The sequence below is a fragment of the Nonomuraea sp. CX421 genome, assembly GCF_059358955.1.
The window spans coordinates 103,418-130,007 of the sequence record NZ_JCADBK010000006.1 but is presented as its reverse complement, the minus strand read 5'-3'; the positions used below and the strand labels follow the sequence as shown (position 1 = coordinate 130,007).

The 26,590-nt window shown below is 70.6% G+C and carries 25 protein-coding genes; 12 read left to right on the top strand and 13 right to left on the bottom strand.

All coding sequences use genetic code 11. The features are described 5' to 3' along the window. Window positions 1-315 carry a hypothetical protein gene (locus AC5L3X_RS13775; RefSeq protein WP_189128133.1) on the bottom strand — a complete coding sequence of 105 codons (315 nt, stop codon included), beginning with the start codon at window positions 313-315 and terminating at the stop codon, window positions 1-3. A 138-nt stretch (window positions 316-453) separates the two neighbouring features. Here AC5L3X_RS13775 and AC5L3X_RS13770 point away from each other — a divergent pair, with 138 nt between their 5' ends. Together AC5L3X_RS13770 and ligA are read left to right on the top strand one after the other, a co-directional pair. Next, complete coding sequence (locus AC5L3X_RS13770) at window positions 454-948, top strand: beta-class carbonic anhydrase (protein ID WP_189128132.1); 495 nt, start codon at window positions 454-456, stop codon at window positions 946-948. 43 nt (window positions 949-991) lie between these two features. Next, window positions 992-3,070 carry an NAD-dependent DNA ligase LigA gene (gene ligA, locus AC5L3X_RS13765; protein WP_494857321.1) on the top strand — a complete coding sequence of 693 codons (2,079 nt, stop codon included), beginning with the start codon at window positions 992-994 and terminating at the stop codon, window positions 3,068-3,070. Window positions 3,071-3,103: 33 nt separating this feature from the next. On the opposite strand, the gene AC5L3X_RS13760 is transcribed toward ligA, so the two are convergent. Continuing rightward, a complete protein-coding gene (locus tag AC5L3X_RS13760; RefSeq protein ID WP_494857320.1) occupies window positions 3,104-3,778 on the bottom strand; it encodes an NADPH-dependent F420 reductase in 675 nt (224 codons plus the stop codon). 56 nt (window positions 3,779-3,834) lie between these two features. Here AC5L3X_RS13760 and AC5L3X_RS13755 point away from each other — a divergent pair, with 56 nt between their 5' ends. Continuing rightward, window positions 3,835-4,251: a winged helix-turn-helix transcriptional regulator gene (locus AC5L3X_RS13755; protein WP_494857319.1), complete on the top strand. Its 417-nt coding sequence runs from the start codon at window positions 3,835-3,837 to the stop codon at window positions 4,249-4,251. Between the two features lie 171 nt (window positions 4,252-4,422). Further along, window positions 4,423-4,668 carry a hypothetical protein gene (locus AC5L3X_RS13750; RefSeq protein ID WP_494857318.1) on the top strand — a complete coding sequence of 82 codons (246 nt, stop codon included), beginning with the start codon at window positions 4,423-4,425 and terminating at the stop codon, window positions 4,666-4,668. Window positions 4,669-4,778: 110 nt separating this feature from the next. On the opposite strand, the gene AC5L3X_RS13745 is transcribed toward AC5L3X_RS13750, so the two are convergent. Then, complete coding sequence (locus AC5L3X_RS13745) at window positions 4,779-6,845, bottom strand: DNA gyrase/topoisomerase IV subunit B (RefSeq protein ID WP_494857317.1); 2,067 nt, start codon at window positions 6,843-6,845, stop codon at window positions 4,779-4,781. A gap of 247 nt (window positions 6,846-7,092) precedes the next feature. Here AC5L3X_RS13745 and AC5L3X_RS13740 point away from each other — a divergent pair, with 247 nt between their 5' ends. Next, complete coding sequence (locus AC5L3X_RS13740; protein WP_189127209.1) at window positions 7,093-7,317, top strand: DUF7455 domain-containing protein; 225 nt, start codon at window positions 7,093-7,095, stop codon at window positions 7,315-7,317. Window positions 7,318-7,405: 88 nt separating this feature from the next. Here the strand turns inward: AC5L3X_RS13740 and AC5L3X_RS13735 are convergent, their stop codons facing one another. Beyond that, on the bottom strand, window positions 7,406-8,134 hold the full coding sequence (locus tag AC5L3X_RS13735; RefSeq protein ID WP_494857316.1) for a GNAT family N-acetyltransferase: 729 nt from the start codon (window positions 8,132-8,134) through the stop codon (window positions 7,406-7,408). Between the two features lie 116 nt (window positions 8,135-8,250). Here AC5L3X_RS13735 and AC5L3X_RS13730 point away from each other — a divergent pair, with 116 nt between their 5' ends. Then, window positions 8,251-8,988 carry a YaaA family protein gene (locus AC5L3X_RS13730; protein ID WP_494857315.1) on the top strand — a complete coding sequence of 246 codons (738 nt, stop codon included), beginning with the start codon at window positions 8,251-8,253 and terminating at the stop codon, window positions 8,986-8,988. 57 nt (window positions 8,989-9,045) lie between these two features. On the opposite strand, the gene AC5L3X_RS13725 is transcribed toward AC5L3X_RS13730, so the two are convergent. The 3 genes from AC5L3X_RS13725 to AC5L3X_RS13715 all read right to left on the bottom strand — a co-directional run bounded on the left by AC5L3X_RS13725 (window position 9,046) and on the right by AC5L3X_RS13715 (window position 13,770). Further along, window positions 9,046-10,671: an RNA polymerase sigma factor gene (locus AC5L3X_RS13725; RefSeq protein WP_494857314.1), complete on the bottom strand. Its 1,626-nt coding sequence runs from the start codon at window positions 10,669-10,671 to the stop codon at window positions 9,046-9,048. A 241-nt stretch (window positions 10,672-10,912) separates the two neighbouring features. Next, window positions 10,913-13,006, bottom strand: a complete 2,094-nt coding sequence (locus AC5L3X_RS13720; RefSeq protein WP_494857313.1) for a SpoIIE family protein phosphatase — start codon at window positions 13,004-13,006, stop codon at window positions 10,913-10,915. 194 nt (window positions 13,007-13,200) lie between these two features. Further along, entirely contained in the window at window positions 13,201-13,770 is a 570-nt protein-coding gene (locus AC5L3X_RS13715; RefSeq protein WP_494857312.1) for an HhH-GPD-type base excision DNA repair protein, read from the bottom strand. Window positions 13,771-13,923: 153 nt separating this feature from the next. On the opposite strand from AC5L3X_RS13715, the gene AC5L3X_RS13710 reads away from it, so the two are divergent. The 6 genes from AC5L3X_RS13710 to AC5L3X_RS13685 all read left to right on the top strand — a co-directional run bounded on the left by AC5L3X_RS13710 (window position 13,924) and on the right by AC5L3X_RS13685 (window position 18,865). After that, window positions 13,924-14,148: a hypothetical protein gene (locus tag AC5L3X_RS13710; protein ID WP_189127215.1), complete on the top strand. Its 225-nt coding sequence runs from the start codon at window positions 13,924-13,926 to the stop codon at window positions 14,146-14,148. A 123-nt stretch (window positions 14,149-14,271) separates the two neighbouring features. Further along, entirely contained in the window at window positions 14,272-15,771 is a 1,500-nt protein-coding gene (locus AC5L3X_RS13705; protein ID WP_189127299.1) for a hypothetical protein, read from the top strand. Window positions 15,772-15,811: 40 nt separating this feature from the next. Next, window positions 15,812-16,582, top strand: coding sequence for a thioesterase family protein (locus tag AC5L3X_RS13700; RefSeq protein ID WP_494857311.1), 771 nt, complete (start codon window positions 15,812-15,814; stop codon window positions 16,580-16,582). Window positions 16,583-16,603: 21 nt separating this feature from the next. Next, the gene (locus AC5L3X_RS13695; protein WP_494857310.1) at window positions 16,604-17,359 is read left to right on the top strand and encodes a LamB/YcsF family protein; all 756 of its coding nucleotides are present in this window, start codon (window positions 16,604-16,606) and stop codon (window positions 17,357-17,359) included. Between the two features lie 28 nt (window positions 17,360-17,387). After that, the gene (locus tag AC5L3X_RS13690) at window positions 17,388-18,011 is read left to right on the top strand and encodes a 5-oxoprolinase subunit B family protein (protein WP_494857309.1); all 624 of its coding nucleotides are present in this window, start codon (window positions 17,388-17,390) and stop codon (window positions 18,009-18,011) included. After that, a complete protein-coding gene (locus AC5L3X_RS13685) occupies window positions 18,008-18,865 on the top strand; it encodes a 5-oxoprolinase subunit C family protein (RefSeq protein ID WP_494857308.1) in 858 nt (285 codons plus the stop codon). Before AC5L3X_RS13690 ends, AC5L3X_RS13685 begins: the two co-directional genes overlap by 4 nt. Here the strand turns inward: AC5L3X_RS13685 and AC5L3X_RS13680 are convergent. The 6 genes from AC5L3X_RS13680 to AC5L3X_RS13655 form a co-directional block, all read right to left on the bottom strand. Continuing rightward, window positions 18,843-19,673: a PhzF family phenazine biosynthesis protein gene (locus AC5L3X_RS13680; protein WP_494857307.1), complete on the bottom strand. Its 831-nt coding sequence runs from the start codon at window positions 19,671-19,673 to the stop codon at window positions 18,843-18,845. The two genes, AC5L3X_RS13685 and AC5L3X_RS13680, sit on opposite strands and share 23 nt — an antisense overlap. 59 nt (window positions 19,674-19,732) lie before the next feature. Beyond that, the gene (locus AC5L3X_RS13675; protein ID WP_494857306.1) at window positions 19,733-20,842 is read right to left on the bottom strand and encodes a winged helix DNA-binding domain-containing protein; all 1,110 of its coding nucleotides are present in this window, start codon (window positions 20,840-20,842) and stop codon (window positions 19,733-19,735) included. Between the two features lie 63 nt (window positions 20,843-20,905). Continuing rightward, a complete protein-coding gene (locus tag AC5L3X_RS13670) occupies window positions 20,906-22,606 on the bottom strand; it encodes an ABC transporter family substrate-binding protein (RefSeq protein WP_494857305.1) in 1,701 nt (566 codons plus the stop codon). Between the two features lie 17 nt (window positions 22,607-22,623). After that, window positions 22,624-24,630: a dipeptide ABC transporter ATP-binding protein gene (locus AC5L3X_RS13665; protein WP_494857304.1), complete on the bottom strand. Its 2,007-nt coding sequence runs from the start codon at window positions 24,628-24,630 to the stop codon at window positions 22,624-22,626. Beyond that, complete coding sequence (locus AC5L3X_RS13660) at window positions 24,627-25,535, bottom strand: ABC transporter permease (RefSeq protein WP_494857303.1); 909 nt, start codon at window positions 25,533-25,535, stop codon at window positions 24,627-24,629. The genes AC5L3X_RS13665 and AC5L3X_RS13660 overlap by 4 nt, the downstream gene beginning before the upstream one ends. After that, the gene (locus AC5L3X_RS13655; protein WP_189127224.1) at window positions 25,532-26,518 is read right to left on the bottom strand and encodes an ABC transporter permease; all 987 of its coding nucleotides are present in this window, start codon (window positions 26,516-26,518) and stop codon (window positions 25,532-25,534) included. Before AC5L3X_RS13655 ends, AC5L3X_RS13660 begins: the two co-directional genes overlap by 4 nt. Between the last annotated feature and the right edge of the window lie 72 nt (window positions 26,519-26,590).

The window sequence follows — 26,590 nt, the reverse complement described above, 5'->3', positions numbered from 1 at the left end:
TCAGGCGGAGGCCCTGATGGCGGCGGGAAGCGCGAGGAGCAACTCGTGGGGCTCGCCGCCCTGCCAGTCGCGGATCAGCCGGACGCCGGCCTCTCCCGGGTCGAACTCCTCGCACCCGAGCGGCCCGAAGCAGCCCGCCTCATCCAGTGGCAGGATGAGCGGGTCGTCGTCGGGAAGGCCCGCCGCGTAGGCCGCGGTGTCGAACAACGCCAGCGCCGATCTCGCGTTGCGGCCGCCGTCGTTGGACTCCACGCGGTCAAGGAGACGACGGGCCTGGGCACGGAGGTACGCGGCGAGCGATTCGGACCTACTCACGACATCCTTCTTCGATCAACACTTTCAGCTATGACATCATCACCCATGGTGACGGGTGGTGGTGGGACGTTCCGCCAATCCCGCCTGTCGCACCCCCCGCGAGAGTCAGCCAAATGACCATGAGGGATTATTTGCGACATGAGCGCGTTCGATGATCTGTTTGCCGCCAACGCCGACTACGCCGAATCGTTCGCCAACTCCGCCCTCACCGGCACGGCGGCGCGCGGGCTCGCGGTCGTGACCTGCATGGACTCCCGCATCGACCCACTCGGGCTGCTGGGGCTCAAGGCGGGCGACGCCAAGATCCTGCGCAACGCCGGCGCCCGCGTGACCGACGACGTGCTGCGCACCCTCGTCCTGGCCGTCTACCTGCTGGGCGTCGAGCGCGTGCTGGTGATGCCGCACACCGACTGCGGCATGTCCAAGGTCACCGACACCGACGTGCACGACCTCACCCAGCGGCACGGCATCGACACCCGGAGCCTGGAGTTCCACACCGTCCCGGACCAGCACGCCGCCCTGCGGCACGACCTCACCCGCATCCGCACCACGCCGTTCCTCCCGGACGACCTGCCGGTGGGCGGCTCGATCTACGACGTCCACACCGGCAGGCTGCTGCCCTTGATGGACTGACCGGCCCCGCGGAATTGTCGGTGGCGCCCGGCACGATGTGACCATGACCGAGGCACCTCCGCTCACCCCGCTCGACGACCAGGCCGCCTACGCCGCGGCCGTCCAGCTCGCCGTCGACGCCAACGCCGCCTACTACGGCAGCGGTGACTCGCCCCTCGACGACGACGCCTACGACCGGCTGATGCGCGGCATCGAGGCCTACGAGCGGGTCCACCCCGACCAGGTGCTGCCCGGCTCGCCCACCGGCAAGGTCGCCGGTGGCGCGGTCGAGGGCGACGTGCCGCACACGGTGCCCATGCTCAGCCTGGACAATGTCTTCGGCCCCGAGCAGTTGGCCGACTGGGCGGCCTCGCTGGAGCGCAGGCTCGGCCACCCGGTCACGGCGTGGAGCGTGGAGCCCAAGCTGGACGGGTTGGCGATCTCGGCCCGCTACCGGCACGGCCGCTTGACGCAGCTGGTCACGCGGGGCAATGGCAGCGCGGGCGAGGACGTCTCGCACGCCATCGGCACCATCGTCGGCCTGCCCGACCGGCTGGCCGACGCGGTCACGGTGGAGCTGCGGGGCGAGGTGATGATGACGGCCTCGCAATTCGAGGAGGCGTGCGCCAAGCGGCAGGCGCACGACGGCACGACGTTCGCCAATCCGCGCAGCGCCGCCGCGGGCACGTTGCGCGCGCAGGACCGGCCCTACGTGTGCGAGCTGACGTTCTTCGGCTACGGCGTGCTTCCGCCGCCCGACGACGCCTCCGAGCCGGCGGTGCGGCTGCGCGAGCTGCCGCACAGCGAGATCATGGACTGGGTCGCCACGCAGGGCGTGCAAACCACGGCCGCCACGCCTGTCGCCGGCATCGTGGCCGAGACGCTGGAGCGGGTGCAGGAGCGCGTCGGCGAGATCGCCGCGACCCGTGCCGGACTGCCGTTCGGCATCGACGGCATCGTGATCAAATGCGACCTGGCCGCCGACCAGGCACAGGCGGGGTTCAGCTCCCGGGCTCCGCGGTGGGCCGTGGCCTTCAAGCTGCCACCGGTCGAGAAGGTGACTCGGCTGCTCGCCGTGGAGTGGAACACCGGCCGCACCGGCGTCATCGCCCCCCGCGCCGTGCTGGAGCCGGTCGAGCTCGACGGCAGCGTCGTCACGTACGCCACCTTGCACAACGCGGCCGACATCGCCCGGCGCGGCCTGATGCTCGGTGACAGCGTCGTCGTCTACAAGGCCGGCGACGTGATTCCGCGGGTGGAGGCACCGGTGGTGCACCTACGCACCGGCGAGGAGCGGCCGATTCCAATCCCGGAGGTCTGCCCATCCTGCGGCGACGCCATCGACGCCTCCCAGGAGCGATGGCGATGCGTACGCGGCCGGGCATGCCGCGCGATCGCCTCCATCGTCTACGCGGTCGGCCGCGACCAGCTCGACATCGAGGGCCTGGCGGAGAACCGCATCAAGCAACTGCTCGACGCAGGGCTGATCGCCGACTTCGCCGACCTGTTCTTCCTGACCCGCGAGCAGTTGCTTGGGCTGGAGCGGATGGGCGAGACCAGCACCGACAACCTGCTGGCCGCCCTGGAGCGGGCCAAGGGCCAGCCGCTCAGCCGGGTGTTCGCGGCGCTGGGGGTGCGCGGCACCGGCCGTTCCATGAGCCGCCGCATCGCCCGCCACTTCACCACCATGGACGCCATCCGCGCGGCCGACGCCGAGGCGATTCAGCAGGTCGAGGGCATGGGCCCGGAGAAGGCTCCCATGGTGGTGGCCGAGCTGATCGAGGTCGCGCCGTTGATCGACAAGCTGGTCAGGGCGGGGGTGCGCATGACCGAGCCGGGCGTCACGCCCCGCCCCGCGAGCAGCGAAGCCACCATCGTGGCCATCGACACGCCACTGCCTCTTGCCGGCATGTCCATCGTCGTCACCGGTGCGATGACCGGAAAGCTGGCGGCCTTGTCGCGCAATGAGATGAACGAACTCATCGAACGAGCCGGCGGCCGGGCGTCCTCCAGCGTCTCAGCCAGAACCAGTCTCCTGGTGGCGGGAGGAGGGGCGGGATCCAAGCGGGCCAAGGCTGAGGCGCTCGGCGTGCCCATCGTCACCTCCGACGACTTCGCTGCCCAAGTCGCCGCATATCTGTAGCACAAGCCTCAAGTCCGTAGCGGAGGCCTCAAGTCAAGCAGCCGCTGATGAGAGGCGTGGGATGGCGGAGTTGGGGTCGGTGCCGGCGAAGGCCAGCCCGATGGTGAAACCCGCGACCTCCTCAAGTTGGCGGACCCGATCCAGTGATCCCAGCACGGCCGGGGCCGCGCCGAGATCACGGACCAGCTCGCCGGCGACGTGCAACGCGCGCGGATCGTCACCGCACATCGCCACCGTGACAGGGGGTTCGCCACTGGCGCGAGACCGCGTCCAGTGATCGGAGGGGAACATGTGAAAGGCCTTCACGACGTGGGATCCCGGACACAGCCGGGCGATCCGCTGCGCCATCGCCTCGCCTGGGCCGGTGAGCAGCACGCCCACGCCGTGCTCGACGGCGTTCGTCGGGTCGATCAACGCCGTTCCCGCCAGGGAGCCGTCGGCCGCGCCCGCGCTGCGCAGCATGTCCTCGGCGCCCTGCCAGGAGACCGCGAGCAGCACGGCATCGCGATCTGCCACAGCCTGGCGCGGCGTGACAGCGCGCGCCCTGGGGCCGAGCCGATCAGCGAGCTCCTGCGCCCTGGCCGAGGTTCGCCCGGCGACCGCCAGCTCATGTCCGGCGAACGCCCAGCCCTCGCCCAGGGCCGCCGCCAGCGTTCCCGTGCCCAGAATCCCGATGCGCATCCGCATCTCCTCTCCAATGATGATCATCTGCTGGCTACGGTAGAGAAGCCGTCGCGCACCGATCGGTGCGCGACAGGGAGGCGATGATGGTCGGCGAGAGGAGCGATCAGGACATGGATCGAGACAAGTTCGTGGCGGATTGCCGGGTGCGTTCGGCCACCGATCTGTTCGCCCACACGTGGGATCCGGTGGTCCTGCTGGCTCTTGCCCCTGGGCCGCGCCGGCGGCGCGAGCTGCGCGCCGCCATCGGCGGCGTCAGCGACAAGGTGTTGACGGAGGCGTTGCATCGCCTGCTCGCCAACGGCCTGATCGACCGCCGCGCACATGCCGAAGCCCCGCCGCGTGTCGAATATGCCCTGACCGGCTTGGGGCAGAGCTTGGTCGACGGCCCGATGAACGCGCTCGGACGCTGGGCGGATGAGCACGGTGACGAGCTTCTCGACGCTCAGGAGCGGTCTGCGCGGAGCATCATCAACGCGCGTGTGATCACGACGGCGTAGCCCCTGGCCCAGCTTCACCAACAGTGGCGCCGGAAAGGTACGCCACCGCCTTCTCGGCAGCCCCCGTCAGACCATGTGGACTACCTTCCGGTCCGTCGATCGGGCTGACGTCGATTCGGTCGAAGAGCGAAGCAACCTGCTTGAAATGGGCGAAGGCCCCATCCGGGTGCGGTGGGCCTCGTCGAGGAAACGGTCGCGCATGCTCGGCACGAAATCGAGCGCGGGTACGTCTTCAGGATGCCGGCGAAAGTGCTCCGGCTTGAGCCGTTCGTGGCCGAGGCCGGCGACGTCCACGGCTGCTCCACCCGGACCAGCCTGTGCACGGGAACCTTCTCGACGACGAGGCTGGCGTGCCGCAGAATCGCCACCTCAAGCGATGAGGCTGGCGTGCCGCAGAATCGCCTCCTCAACCAGTGAGTACGGTGCAGGTTACATCCGCATGCTTCGAGGAAGCGGTGGCGACGTCGGCCCCGGTGCGGGCGAACTCATTCTCGCCTTGGTAGGTGCCGGTCAGACCGAGATCGTGGTCAGGCGTCGATATGGTCGCGGTCGACCTCTGCGGCGCTCTTGACGATGAACTCGCGGCGGGGCGCCACCTCACTGCCCATGAGGAGGCTGAAGATGCTCTCGGCCCCCTCGGCGTCCTCGATGCGGACGCGGCGCAGGATGCGGTGGCGAGGGTCCATGGTCGTCTCAGCCAGTTGGTCGGCGTCCATCTCGCCCAAACCCTTGTAGCGCTGCACGGGATCCTTCCAGCGCTTGCCGCGGCGCTCCAGGTCGCGCAGCACCTTGTGCAACTCCGCGTCGGAGTAGCAGTAGATGTATTTCTCCTTGCCCCGGCCCGGATTGGTGAGCTCGATCCGGTGCAGGGGCGGCACGGCCGCGAACACGCGGCCCGCCTCGACCATGGGACGCATGTAGCGGTGGAACAGCGTGAGCAGCAGGCAGCGGATGTGGGCGCCGTCGACATCGGCGTCGGCCATCAGGATGATCTTGCCATAGCGGGCCGCGTCGAGGTCGAAGGAACGGCCCGAGCCGGCGCCGACCACCTGGATGATCGCGGCGCACTCGGCGTTCTTGAGCATGTCGCTCACGGACGCCTTCTGGACATTGAGGATCTTGCCCCGGATGGGCAGCAGTGCCTGGAACTCCGAATCGCGGGCCAGCTTGGCCGTGCCCAGCGCCGAGTCGCCCTCGACGATGAACAGCTCACTGCGGTCGACGTCGTCACTGCGGCAGTCGACCAGCTTGGCGGGCAGGGCGGAGTTTTCGAGCGCGCTCTTGCGGCGCTGGTTGTCGCGGTGCTCGCGGGCCGCGATGCGCGCCTTGGCGGCGGCGACGATCTTCTCCAGCGCGGCCCGGAGCGGCTGCTTGAAACCGCGCGGCGGGTTGGCGAACAGCTCCTTGAGCTCGCGCGAGACGACGTGGGACACGATGCGGGTGGCCGCGGAGGTGCCGAGCACCTCCTTGGTCTGGCCCTCGAACTGCGGCTCCGGCACCCGGACGGTGACGACCCCGGTGAGGCCCTCAAGGATGTCCTCCTTGGTGACCGGGTCGTCGCCGTTCTTGAGCAGCCGGGTCTCGCGCAGTTGCTCGTTGATCGTACGGACGAGGCCGCGCTCGAAGCCGGTGAGGTGGGTGCCGCCCTTGGGGGTGGCGATCACGTTGACGAACGAGCGGACGGTCGACTCGTAGCCCTTGCCCCAGCGCACGGCCACGTCGACGGTGAGCTCGCGCTGCACCTCGGTCGGCGTCATGTGGCCCTGGTCGTCGAGGACCGGCACGGTCTCGTGGAAGTGGCCGACGCCCTGGAGGCGGAGCACGTCGCAGACGGCCTCGTCGCGCGCCAGGAACTCGGTGAACTCGGAGATGCCGCCGTCGAAGCGGAACTCCTCCTCGACGCGCTCCTCGTGCCTGCTGTCGATCACCACGAGGGTGAGGCCGGGCACCAGGAAGGCGGTCTGGCGGAGCCTGACGTGGATCTCGTCGAGCGACACCTCGGCGTCGGGCAGGAAGATCTGCTTGTCGGCCCAGAAACGGACCCGGGTGCCGGTGACCCTCTTCGGCAGCTTGCCGCCGTCGCGCAGGCCGGACTTCTTCTTGAACTTGGCGGTCGGCCCCTCGCCGTCGAACACGCCCGGCACGCCGCGCCGGAAGCTGATCTCGTGGACCCGCCCGTCACGGTCGACCTCGACGTCGAGGCGCGAGGACAGGGCGTTGACCACGGAGGCGCCCACGCCGTGGAGGCCGCCGGACGCGCCATAGGAGCCGCCGCCGAACTTGCCGCCCGCGTGCAGCTTGGTGTAGACGAGCTCGACGCCGGCCAGGCCGCTCTTGGGCTCGACGTCCACCGGAATGCCCCGGCCGTCGTCGCGGACCTCGATGGAGCCGTCGGCGTGCAGCTCGACCTCGATGCGGCCGCAGTGGCCCGCGAGCGCCTCGTCGACGCCGTTGTCCACGATCTCCCAGAGGCAGTGCATCAACCCGCGACTGTCGGTGGACCCGATGTACATGCCCGGGCGCTTGCGGACCGCTTCGAGGCCCTCCAGCACCGACAGGTGACGCGCCGTGTAACCCGCCTCCACTAGCGTCACTCCGGCTCCTCTGGTCTAGGCATCGAACACCAGTGCGTAGCCTACCGTTCTTCCCCTACGCACGCGTACAAGCTTGCCACGTCGTGATGTTTGCCGTTACCAAGCGACTGATCATCATTACTTTCGGACACATTCTGCTCTCGGCGTATTGGTGCGGCGGTTGGGAACGTCCACGTCCGGTTAGATGTTGTCTCAAGTGACTGACGCCAGATCCTCGCTCCGGCGAGGGTGACCCGAAAGGCGATACGTGACTGGAGCTCTCGCCCCCGTTAAGCCGCTGACGGCCCTCGACCGATGCGACCGTTGCGGCGCCCAGGCCTACATTCGTGCGACCCTGCCCGTGGGCGGGGAGCTGCTGTTCTGCGCCCACCACGGGCGTCAGCACATCGCGGCGCTGCGCGACAAGGGCGCCGACATCCTGGACGAGTCGGCTCGGCTCAGCGAACCTTCGATAATTGCCCCTAACGACTAGCGCTGATCTGCGCGGGTCGTGATGAGATAACCACATATTGCGTGAAGAAGGACGGCGATTCCGACATGTCGGAGGTCGCCGTTCTGCTTCAGCGCACCCGGGAGTCATCGCCACCTCGCACCCGGTAGTGATAGCCACCCCGCACACCGAAGCCCTCGCCCCGATACAGAGCCTGGGCGGCCCTGTTGGCCTCCGTGACGACCAGGTAGGCCGAGGTCGCGCCGCCGCGCCCCATCAGAGCGCGCAGCACGCCGCGAGCCAGCCCCCGGCGACGCGCCCGCGGCAGCGTGGCCATGCAGTAGATCCCGAGCGTGTCGCCCTGCGGCACGCCTCGCCCGACGGCGACCGGCACGCCGTCCTCCTCGATCGCCGCATACCAGGCGGGCGCTCCTGCGCAGATGCGCTCCGCCGTGTCCATGCCCTCCCCGAAACGGCCGTCCACGGCCCACCACGTCTCCAGCCACCCCGGCCAGGGGGCGTCCTCGATCCGCACCTCGGGAGAGGCCTGAGAAGGGGCCGGCCCTGCGGTGCCCACCATGACCACGGTCGGGTCGACCAGCGCGTACCCCCTCGCGGCGAGCTCGGCGTCGAGCCCGGCGGTGGCGCCCTGCCCCATCGAGAAGACGCAGGGCAGTCCTCGTTCGGCGTAGTAGCTCTCGGCGGCGGCGATCGCGGCACCGAGGTCGGCGGGCACGCCCAGCGGCAGCACCGAGTTGGCCCGCTTGGTCACGCCCCCAGCGTGACGCAGGATCCAGCCGTCATGCACGTGCTGCTCCCAGGCAGGCCAGGCCTGGTGGACGAGAAGGTCGACGTTCATCTCGGGCAGCCTAGCCTCCGCCATGGGCCGCCCTGCCCCGCCCTCGCGCCTCCCCGCACTCGGCGGCCAGAGGGCGGCGACATAGGCGCTGGGCTGGGGCAATAGGCTGTGGGCTCGTGCTGATTCTGTTGCCGCCGTCCGAAGGCAAGGCGCTCGAAGGGAACGGGCCGCCGGTGGGCGAGCTGTCCTTTCCCACGCTCGACAAGCCTCGCAGACGGGTGCTCACCGCCTTGATCAAGGCGTCGAAACGGCGCGACGCCCTCGACGTGCTGGGCCTGACGCCCGGCCTGGCGGGCGAGCTGGTCAGAAACCAGGCGCTCAGGACGGCCGCCACCCTGCCGGCCGCCGACCTCTACACCGGCGTCCTCTACGACAACCTGAGCCTCGGCACGCTCGACGACGACGCCCGGCGGCGGGCCGAGGAGTCGGTGCTCATCTTCTCGGGCCTGTGGGGTGTGCTGAAGATCACGGACCAGGTGCCGCCCTACCGACTGTCGATGGGGGTCAACCTGCCGCCCCTGGGCGGCCTGGCGACGTTCTGGCGCCCTCTGCTGTCCAAGCAGCTCGACCGGGTGCCCGGTCTGGTCGTCGACCTGCGCTCGGCGACCTACACGGGCGCGTGGCAGCCGGGAGACCGCTCGGTGGCCGTGCGCGTCTTCAGGGACGGCAAGGTCGTCAGCCACATGGCCAAGGCGACACGGGGCGAGATCGCCCGCGCCCTTCTTGAAAGCGGGGCCGATCCCGCGACCCCGGCCGAGCTCGCCAAGATCGTTGACGCACTGGGCCACAGCTGCCGTCTCACCGAGCCGGTCCGGGCCGCCCGGCCCTGGACTCTGGACGTGGACACCGCCTGACGCACGCCGGGCCCCGCACCGAGAAACGGCGCGGGGCCCGGGGAGGCGCGAAGAACCTCAGTCGAGGTAGTCGCGGAGCACCTGGGACCGCGACGGGTGACGCAGCTTGGACATCGTCTTCGACTCGATCTGCCGGATGCGCTCACGCGTCACCCCGTAGACCTTGCCGATCTCGTCCAGGGTCTTCGGCTGCCCGTCGGTGAGGCCGAACCGCATCGACACGACACCCGCCTCGCGCTCCGACAACGTGTCGAGAACGGAGTGCAGCTGCTCCTGCAGCAGCGTGAAGCTGACGGCGTCGGCCGGCACGATGGCCTCGGAGTCCTCGATGAGGTCACCGAACTCGCTGTCGCCCTCCTCACCCAGCGGAGTGTGCAGGGAGATCGGCTCGCGACCGTATTTCTGGACCTCGACCACCTTCTCGGGGGTCATGTCCAGCTCGCGGGCCAGCTCTTCCGGCGTCGGCTCGCGGCCGAGGTCCTGCAGCATCTGCCGCTGCACCCGGGCCAGCTTGTTGATCACTTCGACCATGTGGACCGGGATGCGGATGGTGCGCGCCTGGTCGGCCATAGCCCGGGTGATCGCCTGCCGGATCCACCACGTGGCGTAGGTGGAGAACTTGTAGCCCTTGGTGTAGTCGAACTTCTCGACCGCGCGGATCAGACCAAGGTTGCCCTCCTGGATCAGGTCCAGGAACAGCATGCCGCGACCGGTGTAGCGCTTGGCAAGGGAGACCACGAGACGGAGGTTGGCCTCCAGCAGGTGGTTCTTCGCCCGGCGACCGTCTTCGGCGATCCATTCGAGCTCGGCCCGGACGTCGACCGGCAGGCTGTCGGTCTCGCCGCCGCCCAGCTGCTCCTCGGCGAACAGGCCGGCCTCAATGCGCTTGGCCAGCTCGACCTCCTGCTCGGCGTTGAGCAGGGGAACCTTGCCGATCTGCTTGAGGTAGTCCTTGACCGGGTCGGCGGTGGCGCCGGCGGCGGCGACCTGCGCGACCGGGGCGTCATCGTCGTCGTCGGACAGGATGAGGACTTCGTCCTCGCTCTTCTCGGTGGCGGCGGCCGCGGCGGCCTCGGCCGCCTTGGGCTCGTCGTCGGTCTCGTCGTCGGTCTCGGCCTCGGCGACGATCTCGTCCTCCTCGACGACCACGATGTCCTCGAGGTCCTCCAGCTCCACGTCGGCGTCGAGCTCGATGTCCTCGTCGTCGGCCGCCTCGGGATCCTTCGGCTTGGTCTCGGCAGGCCCAGCACTGTCCGGCTTGGCCTTCTTGGCGGGCGGTGCCGCCTTCTTGGCCGCCGGGGCGGCCTTCTTGGCGGGAGCCGGCTTCTTGGGCGCGGGCTCGGCTTCGGCGGTGACGACCGCGGTCACGGTCTCAGGTTGCTGCTCTTTGGCGGCCGCTGCGGCCTTGGTCTTGACGGGGGCAGCGGTGCGGCGCTTTGCTGGACCACGAGACTTCTTCGGCGCTGCCGAATCCGCGGCGGTCACCACCACGGTCACGCCCTCTTTGCTGAGGTTCCGCAAGAACGCGGCGGCGTGCGACATGGGGATGTCCGCCTCCTCGAAGGCCTGGCGGACATCCTCAGACTCGAGGAAACCCTGCGAGCGCCCACGCTCGAGCAGTCGCTGAATGACGGGCTCGTTCAGCTCTTGTGGCTTCGAGCGAGTCGAACTTGCAGGCGACACGAACACCTCTCGAACGAACGCGTGGCGACAATGGACCCAGATGCCCGCTGGGGGGCTGTTGCCTCTCTGGAGATCGGTGAGGCCGTGCGAACCGCTACGGACCTGCCCTGCATTCTGGCACGACCATGCACTTCATACGGCCACCTCCCGGCGGTTGTCCTCCACCCTAGGCTGACCCGGACAGTAGTGCGTACGTAAGCGCGCCACTGATACCCGAAAGCAACCCTTATGACTGTTTCATTCAGTCACTCTTCGTGGCGGGCGGCACGTGAATGGCCAGGGCGGTAACGTCATCATCCTGTTCATATCCCGACAACATCCGATCAACCAGAAAGTCCAGCAACATGTGTGGACTGCTGACGACCTCTGGTGGCGCTTCGGTCACAACACTGCAAATTTCCGCGAGTCCCGCGTCCAAGCCACGCTTCCGGTTCTCCACCAACCCGTCGGAGTAGAGCACGGCGGTGTGTCCCGGAGGCACCACGAACCGGAACTGACGGCGGCTGGTCGGCCAGCCGAGCGGGGTGCCCGGCTGCGCCTCGCAGAGCATGGCCGTGCCCTGTGGCGAGACCAGGACGGGCGGCGGATGACCGGCGAGCGCGAGGGTGCCCTCACCCGTGACGGGCTCGACCACCATGTACGCCAGGGTCGTGACCTGCTCTTCTTCCTCAGTGGCGTCGAAGACCCGGTCGAGACCGGTCAGCACCGCGGCGGGCGGCGGGTTGGTCAGCGCCAGCGCGCGCATGGCGTTGCGGATGCGGCCCATCCCGGCCGCGGCCTTGACGCCCTTGCCCATGACGTCGCCCACGACCGCGGCGACCCTGCCGTCCTGCAGCACGAAGGCGTCGTACCAGTCGCCGCCCACCTGGACGTGACGGCTGCCGGAGCGGAAGCGCTGGGCCAGCTCGAGGCCCTTGACCACCGGCAGGCGATCGGGCAGCAGGCTGCGCTGGAGCGTCTCGGCGGTGCGGTGCTCACGCTCGAACAGCGTGGCCCGCTCCACCGCCAGCGCGCACTGCCCGGCCAGCGCCTCCAGGAAGACGCCGTCCTCCTGAGAGATCTTCTGCGGCCGGGTGAACGAGAAGCGCAACGCTCCCAGCGCCCGCCCCGCCGCGAGCAGCGGCAGGCCGACCCAGGCCCGCTCGTCGGTGTGGGCGAGGTAGTTGGCCAGCACCTGCTCGTCGCCGCCGGCGTCGAGCAGCTGGGACCGGAGGCTGTCGGGCGACTCGGCGAACACCGGCCGGCGGCTGTTGACGGCCATGGTCATCACGCTGGAGTGGGAGAGCGGAATCTCCTCGCCCGACGTGCCCGACGCCTCGGGCACGCCCTCGCCGTTGATCAGCTTGAGTGCCGCGCGGTCGGGGTCGAGGAGCGCGACAGCCGAACGGTCGGCCGCCAGGGCGGTGCGGCCCACGTCGATGATGACCTGCACCACCTGCTCGACCGTCAGCGCCTCGGCCAGTATGGCGGTGGCGCCCTGCAGCCGCGCCGTGCGCAGCGCGGCGGCACCGAGCTGGTCGGTCAGCCTGCCGCGCATCTCCTCGGCCTCACGCTGCGGCGTCACGTCGGTGTTGGCGCCCACCCACTCGACGACCCGGCCATGCCGGATGATCGGGACGGCGCGTACCTCGAAGTGGCGATAGCCGCTGGCCCGGGTGCGCACCCGGTAGTTCCACTCGAACATGGTGCGGCCGCGCAGCGCCTCCTTCCAGGCCTCCTCGGTCTGCTGGCGCTCCTCCGGGTGGACCACGTCCAGCCAGCCGTGCGCGAGGTACTCCTCGAGCCCCTGGCCGGTGATGGCGCGCCACTGCGGCGCGTCCTCGACCACGGCGCCGGTGGGCGAGGTGATCCAGACGAGCTGCGACTGCGCCTCCACCAGCGAGCGGTAGCGCTCCTCGCTGCGGCGCAGGTCTTCCTCGGTCTGCCTGCTCTCGGTCACGTCGAGCCCGACCAGCGCGATGGCCCGCAGCTCGCCCGCCTCGTCGTGGACCGGGGAGAACGACAGCGACCAGTGCCGGGTGTCGCCCTCGGCGGAGCGGACCCGGACGCGGCCCTCGGTGACGGGCGCGTCACTCTCGATGACGCCCTGCACGGCGTGGGTGATGAGCTGGCTGAGATCGGCCGCCAGGGACTCGATCGGCACCCGGCCCACGAGCCGCTCGGCCGGCACGCCGACCACGTCGGTGAACACGTCGTTGACCCGCTGAACGCGGCCATCGACGTCGAAGAAGGCGAAGGCGAACTCAGCCTCCGACAACATGCCCTTGAACAGGGCGGAGTCTGAGACGTCCACATCCGACTCCCGGGGACGGGGAACGGAGGTCTCGGCGCTCATGGTCGGCACCTCCGTCGCGTGCCAGGGTCTCCCACGCGGCACATCTCCATAACTGTGTATCGGCGTAGCGCAGCTCCGGGCGACCGGATCCTGCAGTACATCATCGGCGATGGGCAGGCGCGGACGGAAGCCCCGGCCGCCATACGGTCAACGCATCCTGTCAAAATCGCTCCACGTTGCGCAGCAAGATCAGGCTACTTGGCCTGCGCCGCTCGCTTCGACTCCTGCTTGGCGGCACGTACGCGACCCAGCGTCTCGGCGTCGACCACGTCGGCCACCGACCGCAGAGAACCCTCCTCGCCGTAGAGTCCGGCCGCCTCGCGCCATCCTGACGGCTGGAACCCCAATTGCTTGCCGAGCAATGCCAAAAATATCTGGGCTTTCTGCTTGCCGTAGCCCGGAAGATCCAGCAGGCGCTTTAGCGTGTCTTTGCCGTCTGCGGCCTCGGTCCAGACGCGCTCGGCCTTGCCGTCGTAGTGCTCCACGAGGTAGGCGGCCAGCTGCTGGATCCGGGCCGCCATCGCCTTGGGATAGCGGTGAACGGCCGGTTTGGCGGCCAGCAGGGCGGTGAACGCCTCGGGGTCGAAGGAGGCGATCTCCTCCGCCGTGAGGTCGTGTCCGAGCCGCTCGGAGATGGTGTGGGGCCCCGTGAACGCCCATTCCATCGGGATCTGCTGGTCGAGCAGCATGCCGACGAGGAGGGCGAACGGACTGCGGCCGAGCAGGTCGTCGGCCTCGGCCCGCTGGGCGAGCTGGATGCGCATGGGAACAGCTTCGCACGAAAGGGCCTGCCGAGAAGCGAACACAACCGTTGTGGAGCCTTGACACCGGCCCGAGAAAAGATGGAATGAGAGCGCAAGTCGCCCTGCGTCCATTCCTGGGGGTTTGCCCCGGGCCTCCAGAGGAATCTCACATCTATGCTCGCTCTGGCCACACGCTTTCTCAGGGAGCCGGTCAGTCACAGGCTGGCTGAAGAGTTCCTGACCGTGCCCGTGGACACGATCGATCGCTGCGTCGCCGACGTGTGCGCGTGCGCGCAGCACCTTGGCATCACGGCGACACCGGAGATCGTGGAACGCATCGCGCGAGAGCACCTGCTCGCGATCGTCAACTCCGCACCGCCGCCCCGAACTCCCCGATAACATCGGGGTCACCAGGCCGCGTTCTACGCACCGTTTACGCCTGGAATGCGAGAGAGTGAGGGCGTGCGCCGACACCGACGAGATCCCCGGGAGAGCACCCCGCCAGACGACGTGTTCAAGGAGATGGTGCAGGCGGCTCGCGAGTTGCTCGCGGTGCGCAGCCCCCTGGACGCCGAGTTGATGGTCTCCGACATGGTCGGTGCGTGGTGGGGCCGGCGGGTCAGAGGTGGCGACGTGGAGCAGGTCCTCGGTGAGGGCCTGGTCGACTACGCGGCCAAGGCGGGCAGCCCGGCGTCGCTGACCCTGCTCATCTGCCTGGCCTATCTCGGTACGGCCCGCCAGGGCGCCAAGGCGGAGGGCGCGGCGCTCGCGCTGATGGAGTCCGGCGTGGCCAGGCCCGGCTGGGCCGACCGGGTCGGCGCGGTCAAGCCCACCGGCTGTTACGTCTCCCGCGACGCCTACGGCGACCAGGACACGGTGATCTGCACGTTCGCCTACCGGTGGGGCGAGGAGTCACCCGCCGGGGCCGGCCACGAGCCCCACGCGCTGGTCATGGTCGTCGACCACAACATGTCCGGCATGGCGCGTGACGCCTGGGTCTCCTCCCAGGTCGACATGCTGATCGAGAAGGCGCGGGCCGAGGCGGCCGGCAACGCGATGCTGCTGTTCGAGGAGATCGAGCCGCAGCAGGCCAGGGCGCTGCTGGAGTCGGCCATGAAGGCCACCCGGGAGCCCAAGACGCCTCCCCCGGTCAGCGAGAGCTACAGCGCCTACCACGCGTTCGCCCGAGCCCGGCTCAAGGCGCTGCCGCCGGGGCGCAAGCGTCCGGCGCCGCTGCACATCGAGGCCCCCTACAGCCGCGAGCGGCGGGCGATGCTGGCCGCCGAGTTCCTCGCGTCCGACGCGGCCGAGCACCTGTCCGACCCGTCGGCCGCCTCGCGCTGCGCCGACCACATCATCGACTACGGCTGCGAGCAGGACTTCAGCCGGCCGCTGCGGGTCAGCCCCACCAAGTGCGAGACGTTCCTGCTCGACTGGCTGCCGCGCAAGGTGATGCTGAGCGTCGCCGAGCAGGAGGCCATGCCGCACGTGCTGGCCGCCTGGGTGCGCTTCGCGGCGCTGCGCACGGGGCTGCCCGAGCGGGGGCTGAAGGCCACGCTCGACGCGGTGTGGGAGGCGATCGGCAAGTTCCCCGAGGCCTACCGCGACCCGACGTCGTTCGGGCTCGACCGGCAGCTGCTGGAGCGGCTGCTGCCCGACGGCGACCTGTCGGCGCTGGCCAGGCGGGTCTTCGCGTTCCCGTTCCTGCAGGGCGTGCACAACGGCGTCGACCTCGACCGGCTCAACCCGGCCGACGACGCCGACCGGCGGACCCTGCTGGAGATCGACCATGTCGGCACCGTCGACGAGGAGCATCTGGCCTGGCACGAGGAGATCGCCGGCCGGTTGTGGGTGGGTGATCCGCCGCAGCTGTGGGAGGCGGCGCAGCGTCTGCTCGACCTCGGCCACGATCGTCATGACGTGTTGCACGTGCTGATCGAGATCGCCGAGCGCATCGGCGGCGACCCGGAGGAGCTCGCCGCGGCCCTCGACGACATCGCCGACATCCCCGACGAGATCTAGGCGCGGCTCCGCTTTCCGTCCCGCCGTAGAATTTCGTTCTATGTCGATGTACACCCGGCTGGCGACTGGCCGCTACCTCGCCTCGGAGCACACCCAGGGGCCGTGGGATCCCGCCACGCAGCACATGGGCCCCGTCACCGCCCTGATCATCCACGAGCTCACCCAGACCGCCCCGAGGGCGGGCCTGGAGCTGTCGCGCCTGGTCGTGGACGTCTTCGGCCCGGTGCCGGTGGGCGAGCTGGAGTTGCGCACCGACGTGATCCGCGACGGCAAACGCGTGCAGTGCCTGACCACGAGCGTCTGGTCCGGCGACCGCGAGCACTGCCGCGCCACCGCCTGGCGCATCCGGGAGTCCGGCACGCCCGCGACGCCGGTGGCCGCCCCGCCCGCGCCCGTCCCGCCGCGCTCCGAGGCCGATCGGAGCTCGTGGCTGGGCTCGGGATTCGGCTACGGCAGGGCGCTGGACTGGCGGTTCGTCACCGGCGGACCGATGGTCACCGGGCCCGCCACGGTCTGGGGCCGCGTCCTGGTGCCGCTGGTCGAGGGTGAGGAGATCTCCCCGCTGGAGCGGCTGGCGCTGTTCGCCGACAGCGGCAACGGCATCAGCCATGCGCTCGACTTCCAGACCCACCTGTTCGTGAACGTCGACCTGACGATCTCCCTCTTCCGCGCCCCCGCCGGGGAGTGGATCTGCATGGACGCCACCACCGTCATCGGTCCGGCGGGCCGCGGCCTGACCCGCTCCACGCTGTACGACGAGAGCGGCGAGGTCGGCACGGCGACTCAGACACTCTTCGTCGCGCCGAGGTGACCGTGCCGTCATGATGGATCCATGGTGATCGACCTCAACGCCGACCTGGGTGAAGGCTTCGGCATCTGGGAGCTCGGCGACGACCTCGCGCTGCTCGACATCGTCACGAGCGCCAACGTGGCCTGCGGCTTCCACGCCGGCGACCCGGTGACGATCAGGCGCACGTGCGCGGCGGCCGTCGACCGGGGCGTGTCGATCGGGGCCCAGGTGTCCTACCGCGACCTGGCCCACTTCGGGCGCAGGGAGATGGACCTGGAGCCGGAGGAGCTCTGCGCCGAGGTGCTCTACCAACTGGCCGCCGTCGACGGCATCGCCCGGGCGATGGGCGGCCGGGTCTCGTACGTCAAGCCGCACGGCGCGCTCTACAACCGGGTCTGCCGCGACGAGGGGCAGGCGGCGGCGCTCGTCGACGCGGTGGTCGACTACGACCCGTCCCTGCCGGTGCTCACGCTGCCCGGCTCGGCCGTGCACAGCGCGGCGGCGGCCGAGGGCGTGCCCACGATCGCCGAGGCGTTCGCCGACCGCGCCTACACCTCCGCCGGAGCCCTGGTGTCACGCCGGGAGCCGGGGGCGCTCGTCCACGATCCGGCCGCGGTGTCGGCCCGCGCGGTGCGGATGGCCGTGGAGGGCTCGGTGACCTCGATCGACGGCACCCCGGTGCCGGTCTCGGCCCGTTCCATCTGCGTCCACGGCGACACGCCCGGCGCCGTACGGCTGGCGCAGGCCGTACGAGACGGGTTGCTTGAGGCGGGTGTGGTTCTGCAGGCGTTCGCGTGACCGTCGCGCCGGGACGTGGGGTGTCGGTGTGATCCGGACGGCCGGGGAGTACGCGCTGCTCGTGGAGACGGGGGCGCTGGAGGTGTCGCACCGGCTCGACGCTGTGCTGCGCGCCCGCGGTCTCGAAGGGGTGGTGGAGATCGTGCCCGGGCCGGAGACCGTGCTGGTCGTGGCCCCCGGAGCGGACCAGCCCCGGTTGCGGGCCCGGCTGGGTGAGCTGCTCGCCGAGGCGCGCGAGCCGGCGCCTGGCACGCCCTCGCGCCCGGCGCCGAAGGACGTGGTGACGATTCCCGTCGTCTACGACGGCGCGGATCTCGATTCGGTGGCGGCGTTGGCGGGGCTGTCCGTGGCCGAGGTGATCGCCCGGCACACCGGGCGGGAGCTGGTGGTCGGGTGGCTGGGGTTCGCTCCTGGGTTCGCCTATCTGACCGGGCTGGATCCGGCGCTCCACCTGCCGCGGCTGGACACTCCGCGCACCTCGGTGCCCGCCGGGTCGGTGGCCGTCGCCGGGCCCTATTCCGCCGTCTACCCCAGCGCCTCGCCGGGCGGGTGGCGGCTGCTCGGCCGCACCTCGGTGCGGGTGTGGGACACCGGCGCCGATCCTCCGTCGCCGTTCCGGCCGGGGATCCGCGTGCGATTCGAGCCCGCATGATCGAGGTGCTCGCGCCCGGCCCGTACGCGACCGTCCAGGACCTGGGCCGCCGCGGCTACGCCCACCTGGGGGTGCCCGGCTCGGGCGCGGCCGACGCCGGCAGTCTACGGCTGGCCAACCGCCTGGTCGGCAACCCCGAGGGGGCGGCCGGGATCGAGCTGACCTACGGCGGGGCCCGGCTGGTGTTCCGCTCGGGCGCGTGGGTCGCCGTCACGGGCGCGCCCTGCCCCCTGACGAGCCGCGGCGCCGCGTCCGGCATGCGGGTTCCGTTCTGGGTTCCGGCGGGGGGCGAGGTACGGTTCGGCGCGCCGCCTCGGGGGCTGCGTACCTATCTGGCCGTGCGGGGCGGCATCGCGGTCGAGCCGGTGCTCGGCAGCCGGTCCACCGACTCGCTGTCGGGGCTCGGGCCGGAGCCGCTGCGGGCGGGGACGGTGCTGCCGGTGGGCGCCGTCGGCGCGGCGGAGCCGATCTCCGTCGACCTGGCTCCGGCGCGCTCCCCGGGCCCGGCGGTGCTGCGGGTGCTGCCGGGGCCGCGCGACGACTGGTTCGTCCCGGGCGCGCTCGCCGACCTGTGCGCGCGGCCGTATGAGGTGAGCCAGGACAGCAACCGCGTGGGGGTACGGCTGCGCGGCCGGGAGCTGGCGCGGGCCAGGGAGGGCGAGCTGCCCAGCGAGGGCATGGTCACCGGAGCCGTCCAGGTGCCGCCGAGCGGGCAGCCGATCGTGTTCCTGGCCGACCATCCGCCGACGGGCGGCTATCCGGTGATCGGCGTGGTCGCGACGGCCGACTTCTCGATCGCGGCCCAGCTGTGCCCGGGCGACGAGGTGCGCTTCACAACTCGACCTGCCCGCTGACGCAGGTGACGGTGGAGCCGCCGACCCAGACGGTCTGTCCGGCGTCGGCCGAGACGTGCACCCTGCCCGCCCTGCCGAGCACGGTGCCCTGACCGGCCACGTAGGGGGCGGTGGCCCGGCCGGTGCGCAGCAGCCACTGGGCGACGGAGGCGTTGAGGCTGCCGGTGACCGGATCCTCCACCGTGCCGCCCTCGGACGGACAGAACGCTCGCAGCTCGAAGGCGAGCGGCGATCCGGGCGGGTAGGGCCCCACGACGCCGAGGTCGAGGTCGACGCGGCCGGGGCGCAGCGCGAGGACCGCGTCGGCGTCGCGGAGCAGCACGGCCGCCCAGCCGGGGCCGTTGGCGGCCCATTCGGCGTCGACGATCTCGTCGCGGCCGATGCCCAGCACCTCGGCGATGTGCTGGACCTGCGGCTCGTCGATCGGCCCGGATCGTGTCAACGGCGGCGCGGCGAACGCGAGCCCGTCGTCGGTCCTGCGCACCCGCACCAGCCCGGCGCCGCACTCCTGCACGATCACGGCGTCGTCCTTGAGAGTGCCGCCGGCCTCCAGCCAGGCATGGCAGGTGCCGAGTGTGGGATGACCGGCGAACGGCAGCTCGGACAAGGGGGTGAAGATCCGGACCCGGTAGTCGGCTTCCGGCACGGTCGGCGGCAGCACGAACGTGGTCTCGGCCAGGTTGGTCCAGTGGGCGAAGCGCTGCATGCGCTCGGTGGTCAGACCGTCTCCGTCGAGGACGACCGCGAGGGGGTTGCCGAAGTAGGGCGTGGCGGTGAAGACGTCGACTTGCGAAAAGGGGCGCGACATACGGCAAGCTTCGCAGAACTCCACCGCCTGCCGGGAGCTCCCGGTGCCCGGCCCCGCCGTCACGACTTCTCGGGCACGGTGGCAAGGAGGGACTCGATCCGCGAGACGGCCCGGCCCAGGGCCCTCTCGGGCACCGGCGCGAAGAGGTCGAGGCCGATCTGCCCGCCCTTGCGCTCCCAGACGCCGGTCACCCTGCCCTCGTGGATCACCACAGGAGAGATCCACCCGGCCTGACGGCTGACCTTGGCCTTGACGGCTGCCGGGATGAGCGGCTCCAGGTCGCGAGGGGCCGCCAGGATGAACTGGTCGAACCCCGGCAGCAGGTGCGTCTCGCCGGACGGCCGGGTGGCGGCGAGATCGTCGAGGTGCTCGGTCAGGGCGAGCAACCGGCGGCCGTCATCGGCCTCGACCTCGGTCAGCTCGGGCCCGAGGTCGCGGAACCAGGCCCTGAGCACGGCCTTCCTGGCGATGCCCCCGAAGAGCCACTTGTCGAACATCTCGGGCGTAGCCGGGCCGTGGGCGCCAAGGAAGGCGCGGGCCAGACGCACGCCGGCCTCCTCCTGCGGCGGGAGCACCGGCGGCCAGCCCGGCAGCCAGTGGCGGGGCGCGGTGAACGTCACCCTGCCGTCGCGCGGCGGGCCGTAGCAGAGCTCGCCGAGGCGGCTGAGCGGCTTGAGCAGGGCGCCCCAGCCGGAGGTGAGCGCCTGCCTCAGGCGGGCGTCACCGGTGACGTCGACGACGGCGTCGACCAGCTCGTCACGGGTCAGCGCCCGCTCGCCCAGCGCCTGGGGCACGGCCTCGATGACGGCCTCGATCTCGGCCGCGGTGACGCCGTGCCCGCGCTGCCAGGAGCCCTTCTCCCAGAACCGCAGCGTGGCGAGGGCCGCGCAGCAGCCGGCCAGCTCGTCGGACGGCAGGAGGTGCAGGGTGCCGCGCATGATCCAGGTCTTGACCAGGCTCCGGTCGGCCCACAGCGCCCGGTCGACGGCGCCGGGGCCGGGCGTGGCGCTCCTGAGAGCCACGGCCAGCTGTGCCGAGGAGGCGACCTGGGTCTGGACGCCGCACAACCTGCGGACGACCGAGACCGCGTCGGGGCCGCCGGAGCCGCTCACGAACTGTCTCCGCAGCCGCCAGGAAAGGATCTGCGGCCAGGTCAGCTGAAGGGTCACCCGTCACTTCTATCGGACCCCTCCGACAACCCTGCCGACAGACCGCGCCGACAGACCGGAGCCTCAGGCGGTGAAGCCGATGTCCTGGTAGCGGAGGTCGTAGAAGCCGCGCGCGCCCACGTTGGCCAGCGACTGCCTGACCGCCACGAACTGCGGCCTCTGGTAGAGGGGCAGCACGTTGACCTCCTGCCAGATCAGCTTGTCGGCGGCGTTGGCGTCGGCCCGCGCCTGCGCGGGGTCGAGGTTCTGGCTCGCCTTGTTCATCGCCTGGTCGATGGCCGCGGAGCCGGTGCGGCCAAAATTGGCGTTCCAGGTCTTGCCGTCGGGTGAGTTCGCGTAGACGCCGTAGCTGCTCGACACGGGGAAGGGTGTCCCGATGTACGCGAAGGGCGTGATGTCGAAGTTGCCAGGGATCACGTACTTGGTGAAGAAGTCGTCGCTGGGCACCGCCTGGATGGACACCTTGACCCCGATCTGGCCGAGCATGCTCTGCGCCAGCTCGCCCTCGGACTTGCTGGTCTGTACGCCCGACGGCACCACGAACCGCAGGGCGAGGGGCTTGCCGTTCTTGGTCCGCACCTGGCCGGTGAGCTTCCAGCCCGCCTCGTCCAGCATCCGCTTGGCCCGCTCGGGGTTGTAGACGCCCAGGTCGCCGGCGTTGTCCTGGTAGCCCTCCTGGGTGTTCATGAAGAAGTGGTTGTTGAGCGGGGTGATCGGCCAGTCGAGGCCCGCCAGGTCGGACTGGGCGATGGCGTCGCGGTTGATGCCCAGCTGGATCGCCTGGCGGACGCGTACGTCCCGGAGCGGCTCGCTGGAGCCGTTGAAGGTGAAGTGGCGGAAGTCGGGGCCGGCCGCCTGCCGCACCTGGGCTCCCCTGGTGGACCTGGCGCGGGCGTAGTCGGGCGCCGACGGGCCGACGTCGGTGATGTCGAGCTCACCGTTGCCGAACGCGCCCATCAGGGAGTCCTGCTCCGAGGCGCGGTAGATGATCTGGTCGAGTTTGGCCCGTTCGCCCCACCACTTGTCGTCGCGGACCAGCGTGATGGTCTTGGCCGTCTGGTCGAAGCCCTTGAAGGCGAACGGCCCCGCCGTCACCGGGATCTTGTTCAGCCAGGACTCGTTGAACGCCTCGGGCGTCCGGTTGGTGGCGGCGGGCAGCAACGGCCCGAACAGCGACTGCCAGTCGCCGAACGGCCGGGCGAAGGTGACGATCACCGTGTAGTCGTCCTTGCCCCGCTCGACCCGTTCGATGTCCTGGTAGCCGGTCGCGGAGACGATGTGGAAGGCCGCGTCGCGACCGTTGAGCGCCTGCCACTGCGCCTGGTAGTCGGCCCAGGTGATGGGCTTGCCGTCGGACCATCTGGCCTTGGGGTTGAGCGTGTAGGTGACGACCTGCTTGGGCTCGCTGCCGGTGACCTCGGCCTTCAGCACGTAGTCGGGGTTGGGGGTGATCTCCGCCTTCTCGTTGGAGAGGAACGGCGTTGGCAGCAGCGCGTTGCTGATCATGGCGGCCACCGCGAGGTTGCCGTCGACGTGGTTGCGGTTCCACTGGGCGGGGAACTCGTTGATGCCCCAGCGCAACGTGCCGCCCTCCTTGATCCGGTCGCGCGGCTGCGGATTGATGTCGTACGCCTTGAGCGTCCGCGCGTCACCTCCGCCGGCCGGCCCGCCTGAACCGCCCGCGCCGCCCGGGCCGCCTCCACAGCCCGTCAGCGACAGCGAACCGGCGACGGCCAGAGCGACGGCCAGACGTGATGCGTTCATCAAGGAATCCTCCTGGTCTAGACGACTTCGAGCTTCTCGGCGTAGTGGCAGGCCGCACCCTGGTCGACGCCGAGCGGCCGGATCTCGGGCTCGACGTCGACGCACAGAACCCGCTGCTCGCCGGTGAGCTCCGCCCGGAACTTGGGGCATCGGGTGCGGAACCGGCAGCCCGACGGCGGGTCGGCCGGGCTGGGCAGGTCGCCTTCGAGCAGGATCCGGCGGCGCGAGCGCTCGCGGGCGGGGTCGGGCAGCGGGATCGCCGACAGCAGCGCCTGCGTGTAGGGGTGCATCGGTGTGCCGTAGACCGCGTCCACGTCGCCGATCTCGGCGATCCTGCCGAGGTACATCACGGCCACCCGGTCGGCGATGTGGCGGACCACGGCCAGGTCGTGCGCCACGAACAGGTAGGACAGACCGAGCCGGGCCCGCAGCGAGCCGAGCAGGTTGATCACCCCGGCCTGGATCGACACGTCGAGCGCCGAGACCGGCTCGTCGAGCACCAGCAGCCTGGGCTCCAGGGCGAGGGCGCGGGCGATGCCGATGCGCTGGCGCTGCCCGCCCGAGAAGTCCTGCGGGTAGCGGGCGGCGTGGGAGGGATCGAGCCCGACCAGCGCGAGCAGCTCGCCGATCCGGCGGCCCGGGTCGCCCTTGGCGTGCGTGCGCAGCGGCTCGGCGAGCAGGTCGTAGACGGTCATGCGGGGGTCGAGCGAGGCCAGCGGGTCCTGGAAGACGACCTGCATGTCACGCCGGATCGCCATCCGCTCGGCCGCGCCCAGCCGGGCGGTGTCGTGACCGAGCACGACGATGCGGCCCCGCTGCGGTCTGGTCAGCTCCAGGATCTCCAGCAGGGTGGTGGTCTTGCCGCAGCCCGACTCGCCGACCAGCCCGAGCGTCTCGCCCTCGCAGATGTCGAAGCTGATGCCGGCCACCGCGTGGACCGTGCCGACGCGCCGCTTGAACACAGAGCCCCGCATCAGCGGGAACTCCTTGACCAGGTCGTCCACCCGCAGCACCGGCTCGCCGCGCGGTGGCCTCGGGGCGGGCGGCGGGTGCTCACCGAGGGTGGCCGGACGGACGTCCTCCCACCGGATGCACGCCGCCCGGTGGCCTTCGTCCACGTCGAACAGCGGTGGCTCACCGTGGACGCAGGCCTCGATCCGCATCGGGCAGCGCGGCGCGAACGGGCACCCCGGCGGCAGCGCCGCGGGGGACGGAGGGGTGCCCTCGATCGGCACCAGCGGGCGGCCGCCCTGGTCGATCCGCGGGATCGAGCCGAGCAGCCCCGCGGTGTAGGGCATCCGCATCCGGTAGTAGATGTCGTCGACGTCGCCCGCCTCGACGACCCGGCCCGCGTACATGACGAGCACCCGGTCGGCGAAGCCGGCCACCACCCCGAGATCGTGCGTGATCATCACGATCGCGGCGCCTGTCTCCCGCTGCGCCTTCTTCAGCACCTCCAGCACCTGCGCCTGGATGGTGACGTCGAGCGCGGTCGTGGGCTCGTCACAGATGATCACGTCGGGATCGTTGGCGATCGCCATCGCGATCATGGCCCGCTGCCGCATGCCGCCGGAGAACTCGTGCGGGAACGCCAGCGCCCGCTGTCCGGCGTTGGGGATGCCGACCAGGTCGAGCAGGTCGACGGCCTTGACCATGGCCTGCTCGCGGCTGACCGGCTGGTGCACCCGGATGGCCTCGGCGACCTGGTCGCCCACCCGGTAGACGGGGGTCAGCGCGGACAGCGGGTCCTGGAAGACCATGGACATGGTCCTGCCGCGCAGGGCGGTCAGATCGCGCTCGCGGGCGCCGATCAGCTCCCTGCCGTGCAGCCGCACCGACCCGGTGACGGTGGCGCCGGGCGGCAGCAAGCCCATGATCGCGGCCGAGGTGACGGACTTGCCGGAGCCGGACTCCCCCACGATGCCGAGCACCTCGCCCCGGCGTACGGCGAAGCTCACTCCGCGTACGGCGGGCACCGGGCCGAAGGAGACGCCGAGGCCGGCGACTTCGAGAACCGGGGTCATCGCGGCCTCGTGGAGGTGGGGTCGAAGGCGTCGCGCAGGGAGTCGCCGATGAGGTTGACCGCCAGCACGGTGATCACCAGCAGCCCCGCGACGAACCAGAACGTCCACGGCGCGTAGACGGCGGTCCGGGAGCCGTCGGCGATGAGCGTGCCGAAGGAGACGTCGGGCGGCTGGATGCCGAAGCCGAAGTAGGACAGCGAGGTCTCGGTGAGGATGGCGGCGCTGACGTTGAGGGTGGCGTCGACGATCAGCAGGGACGACAGGTTGGGGATCACGTGCCGGAAGATGATCGTGACCGGCGGGACGCCCATGAACCGGGCCGCCTGGATGAACTCGCGCCGCTTCAGCGAGATGGTCATCCCCCTGACGATCTTGGACGTGACCATCCAGAGGAACAACGCCAGCATGATCACGAACAGCACCCACTTCCCGGCCCCGAACAGCGGCGACATGATCGCCAGGATGAGGAACGCGGGCAGCACGAGCAGCAGGTCGACGCCCCAGGAGAGCACCCGGTCGGGCCAGCCCGGAAAGTAGCCGGCGAAGGCGCCGACCACGGCGGCCAGCGCGGTGGAGACCAGGGCGGCGAGCAGGCCGACGATGAGCGACTTCTGCATGCCGCGCAGCGTGACCGCGTAGACGTCGGCGCCCGTCTGCAGGGTGCCGAACCAGTGGCTGGCCGACGGCGGCTGCAGGAACGCGGTGAAGTCCTTGTCGGTGTAGGACCACGGGCTGAGCATCGGCCCGGCGAACGCCAGCAGGAACATCAGCACGAGTACGGCGAAGCCGACCCGCCCCTGCCGGGACCCGAAGAACCTCCTGGCGACGATCCGGACCCGGGACGGCGCCCTGGACTCGCGGGCCCCGATCAGCTCCTCGCCCAGCTCCTCCTCGGAGAGGGTCATCCCGCCCTCACCCGTGGGTCCAGGGCGGCGTGCAGGAGGTCGGCGGCCAGGGAGGCGCAGAGCACGGCGATCGCGGCGAGCAGGGAGATGGCGGCCACGGTGTTGACGTCGTTGGTAAAGATGGAGTTGATCAGCTGCTCGCCCAGGCCGTGCCAGCCGAAGATCTTCTCGGTGAAGGTGGCCCCGATCAGCAGGGTGCCGAAGGTGAACGCGAAGTAGGTCGCCACGGGGATCAGCGCGGTGCGCAGCGCGTGCCTGATGAGCGCCTGGCGCCTGCTCAGCCCCTTGGCCATGGCGGTGCGGACGTAGTCGGCGCCGAGCACGTCGAGCATCATGTTGCGCTGGTAGCGGCTGAAGACCGCGATCAGCCCGAGCGACAGCGAGACCGTGGGCAGGATCAGGTGCTGGGCCCGGTCGAGCACGCTCCCCCAGAACCCGGTGTCGAGCCCGGCGCTGTATTCGCCGCTGACCAGGAACACCTGCCGGCCGAAGACGTTCTCGTTGGCCCAGGTGCCGAACAGGATCAGCGTGTTGGCCAGCACGACGACGGGCACCGCCAGCACCACGAAGGACAGGCCGGCCGACAGCCGGTCGAACCATCCGTACTGCCTGACCGCGGCGTAGGCGCCGAGCAGCACCCCGGCGAGGCTGCCGCAGGCCAGCCCGAGCAGGACCAGCCGGGCCGTGACACCGGCGCGGCGGCCGAGGTCGTCGTTGACCGGCGTGCCCGTGACGCTCTTGCCGAAGTCGCCGTGCAGCACCCCGGCGGCCCAGGTGGCGTAACGCTGGATCAGCGGGGTGCGGTCGTTGAGGTTGAGCGCGGTGAGCTGGGCGTCGACCACGGCCGGCGGCGGCTTGGGGGTGCGGTCGGCGTAGTTGGAGCGCGGGTCGAGAGCGCTGGCCGCCAGCAGGTAGGCGAGGCTGGACGCGACGACGACGAGCACCAGGTAGTTGAGCAGCCTGCGGGCCAGGAACCCGGCCATCGCCCCCCCTCCCGCGCACGGTGCGTAGTCATATTGCTACACCATGACACGGGGACGGCGCACGGAAGCGTC

Coding starts and splice junctions, on each gene's coding strand:
- AC5L3X_RS13655 (WP_189127224.1), bottom strand. CDS start 26,518: ATGGCCGGGTTCCTGGCCCGCAGGCTGCTCAACTACCTGGTGCTCGTC.
- AC5L3X_RS13755 (WP_494857319.1), top strand. CDS start 3,835: ATGATGGTCGGCGAGAGGAGCGATCAGGACATGGATCGAGACAAGTTC.
- AC5L3X_RS13715 (WP_494857312.1), bottom strand. CDS start 13,770: ATGCGCATCCAGCTCGCCCAGCGGGCCGAGGCCGACGACCTGCTCGGC.
- AC5L3X_RS13710 (WP_189127215.1), top strand. CDS start 13,924: ATGCTCGCTCTGGCCACACGCTTTCTCAGGGAGCCGGTCAGTCACAGG.
- AC5L3X_RS13700 (WP_494857311.1), top strand. CDS start 15,812: ATGTCGATGTACACCCGGCTGGCGACTGGCCGCTACCTCGCCTCGGAG.
- AC5L3X_RS13705 (WP_189127299.1), top strand. CDS start 14,272: ATGGTGCAGGCGGCTCGCGAGTTGCTCGCGGTGCGCAGCCCCCTGGAC.
- AC5L3X_RS13660 (WP_494857303.1), bottom strand. CDS start 25,535: ATGACCCTCTCCGAGGAGGAGCTGGGCGAGGAGCTGATCGGGGCCCGC.
- AC5L3X_RS13770 (WP_189128132.1), top strand. CDS start 454: ATGAGCGCGTTCGATGATCTGTTTGCCGCCAACGCCGACTACGCCGAA.
- AC5L3X_RS13685 (WP_494857308.1), top strand. CDS start 18,008: ATGATCGAGGTGCTCGCGCCCGGCCCGTACGCGACCGTCCAGGACCTG.
- AC5L3X_RS13720 (WP_494857313.1), bottom strand. CDS start 13,006: ATGAGCGCCGAGACCTCCGTTCCCCGTCCCCGGGAGTCGGATGTGGAC.
- AC5L3X_RS13760 (WP_494857320.1), bottom strand. CDS start 3,778: ATGATCATCATTGGAGAGGAGATGCGGATGCGCATCGGGATTCTGGGC.
- AC5L3X_RS13695 (WP_494857310.1), top strand. CDS start 16,604: ATGGTGATCGACCTCAACGCCGACCTGGGTGAAGGCTTCGGCATCTGG.
- AC5L3X_RS13735 (WP_494857316.1), bottom strand. CDS start 8,134: ATGAACGTCGACCTTCTCGTCCACCAGGCCTGGCCTGCCTGGGAGCAG.
- AC5L3X_RS13670 (WP_494857305.1), bottom strand. CDS start 22,606: ATGAACGCATCACGTCTGGCCGTCGCTCTGGCCGTCGCCGGTTCGCTG.
- AC5L3X_RS13665 (WP_494857304.1), bottom strand. CDS start 24,630: ATGACCCCGGTTCTCGAAGTCGCCGGCCTCGGCGTCTCCTTCGGCCCG.
- AC5L3X_RS13680 (WP_494857307.1), bottom strand. CDS start 19,673: ATGTCGCGCCCCTTTTCGCAAGTCGACGTCTTCACCGCCACGCCCTAC.
- ligA (WP_494857321.1), top strand. CDS start 992: ATGACCGAGGCACCTCCGCTCACCCCGCTCGACGACCAGGCCGCCTAC.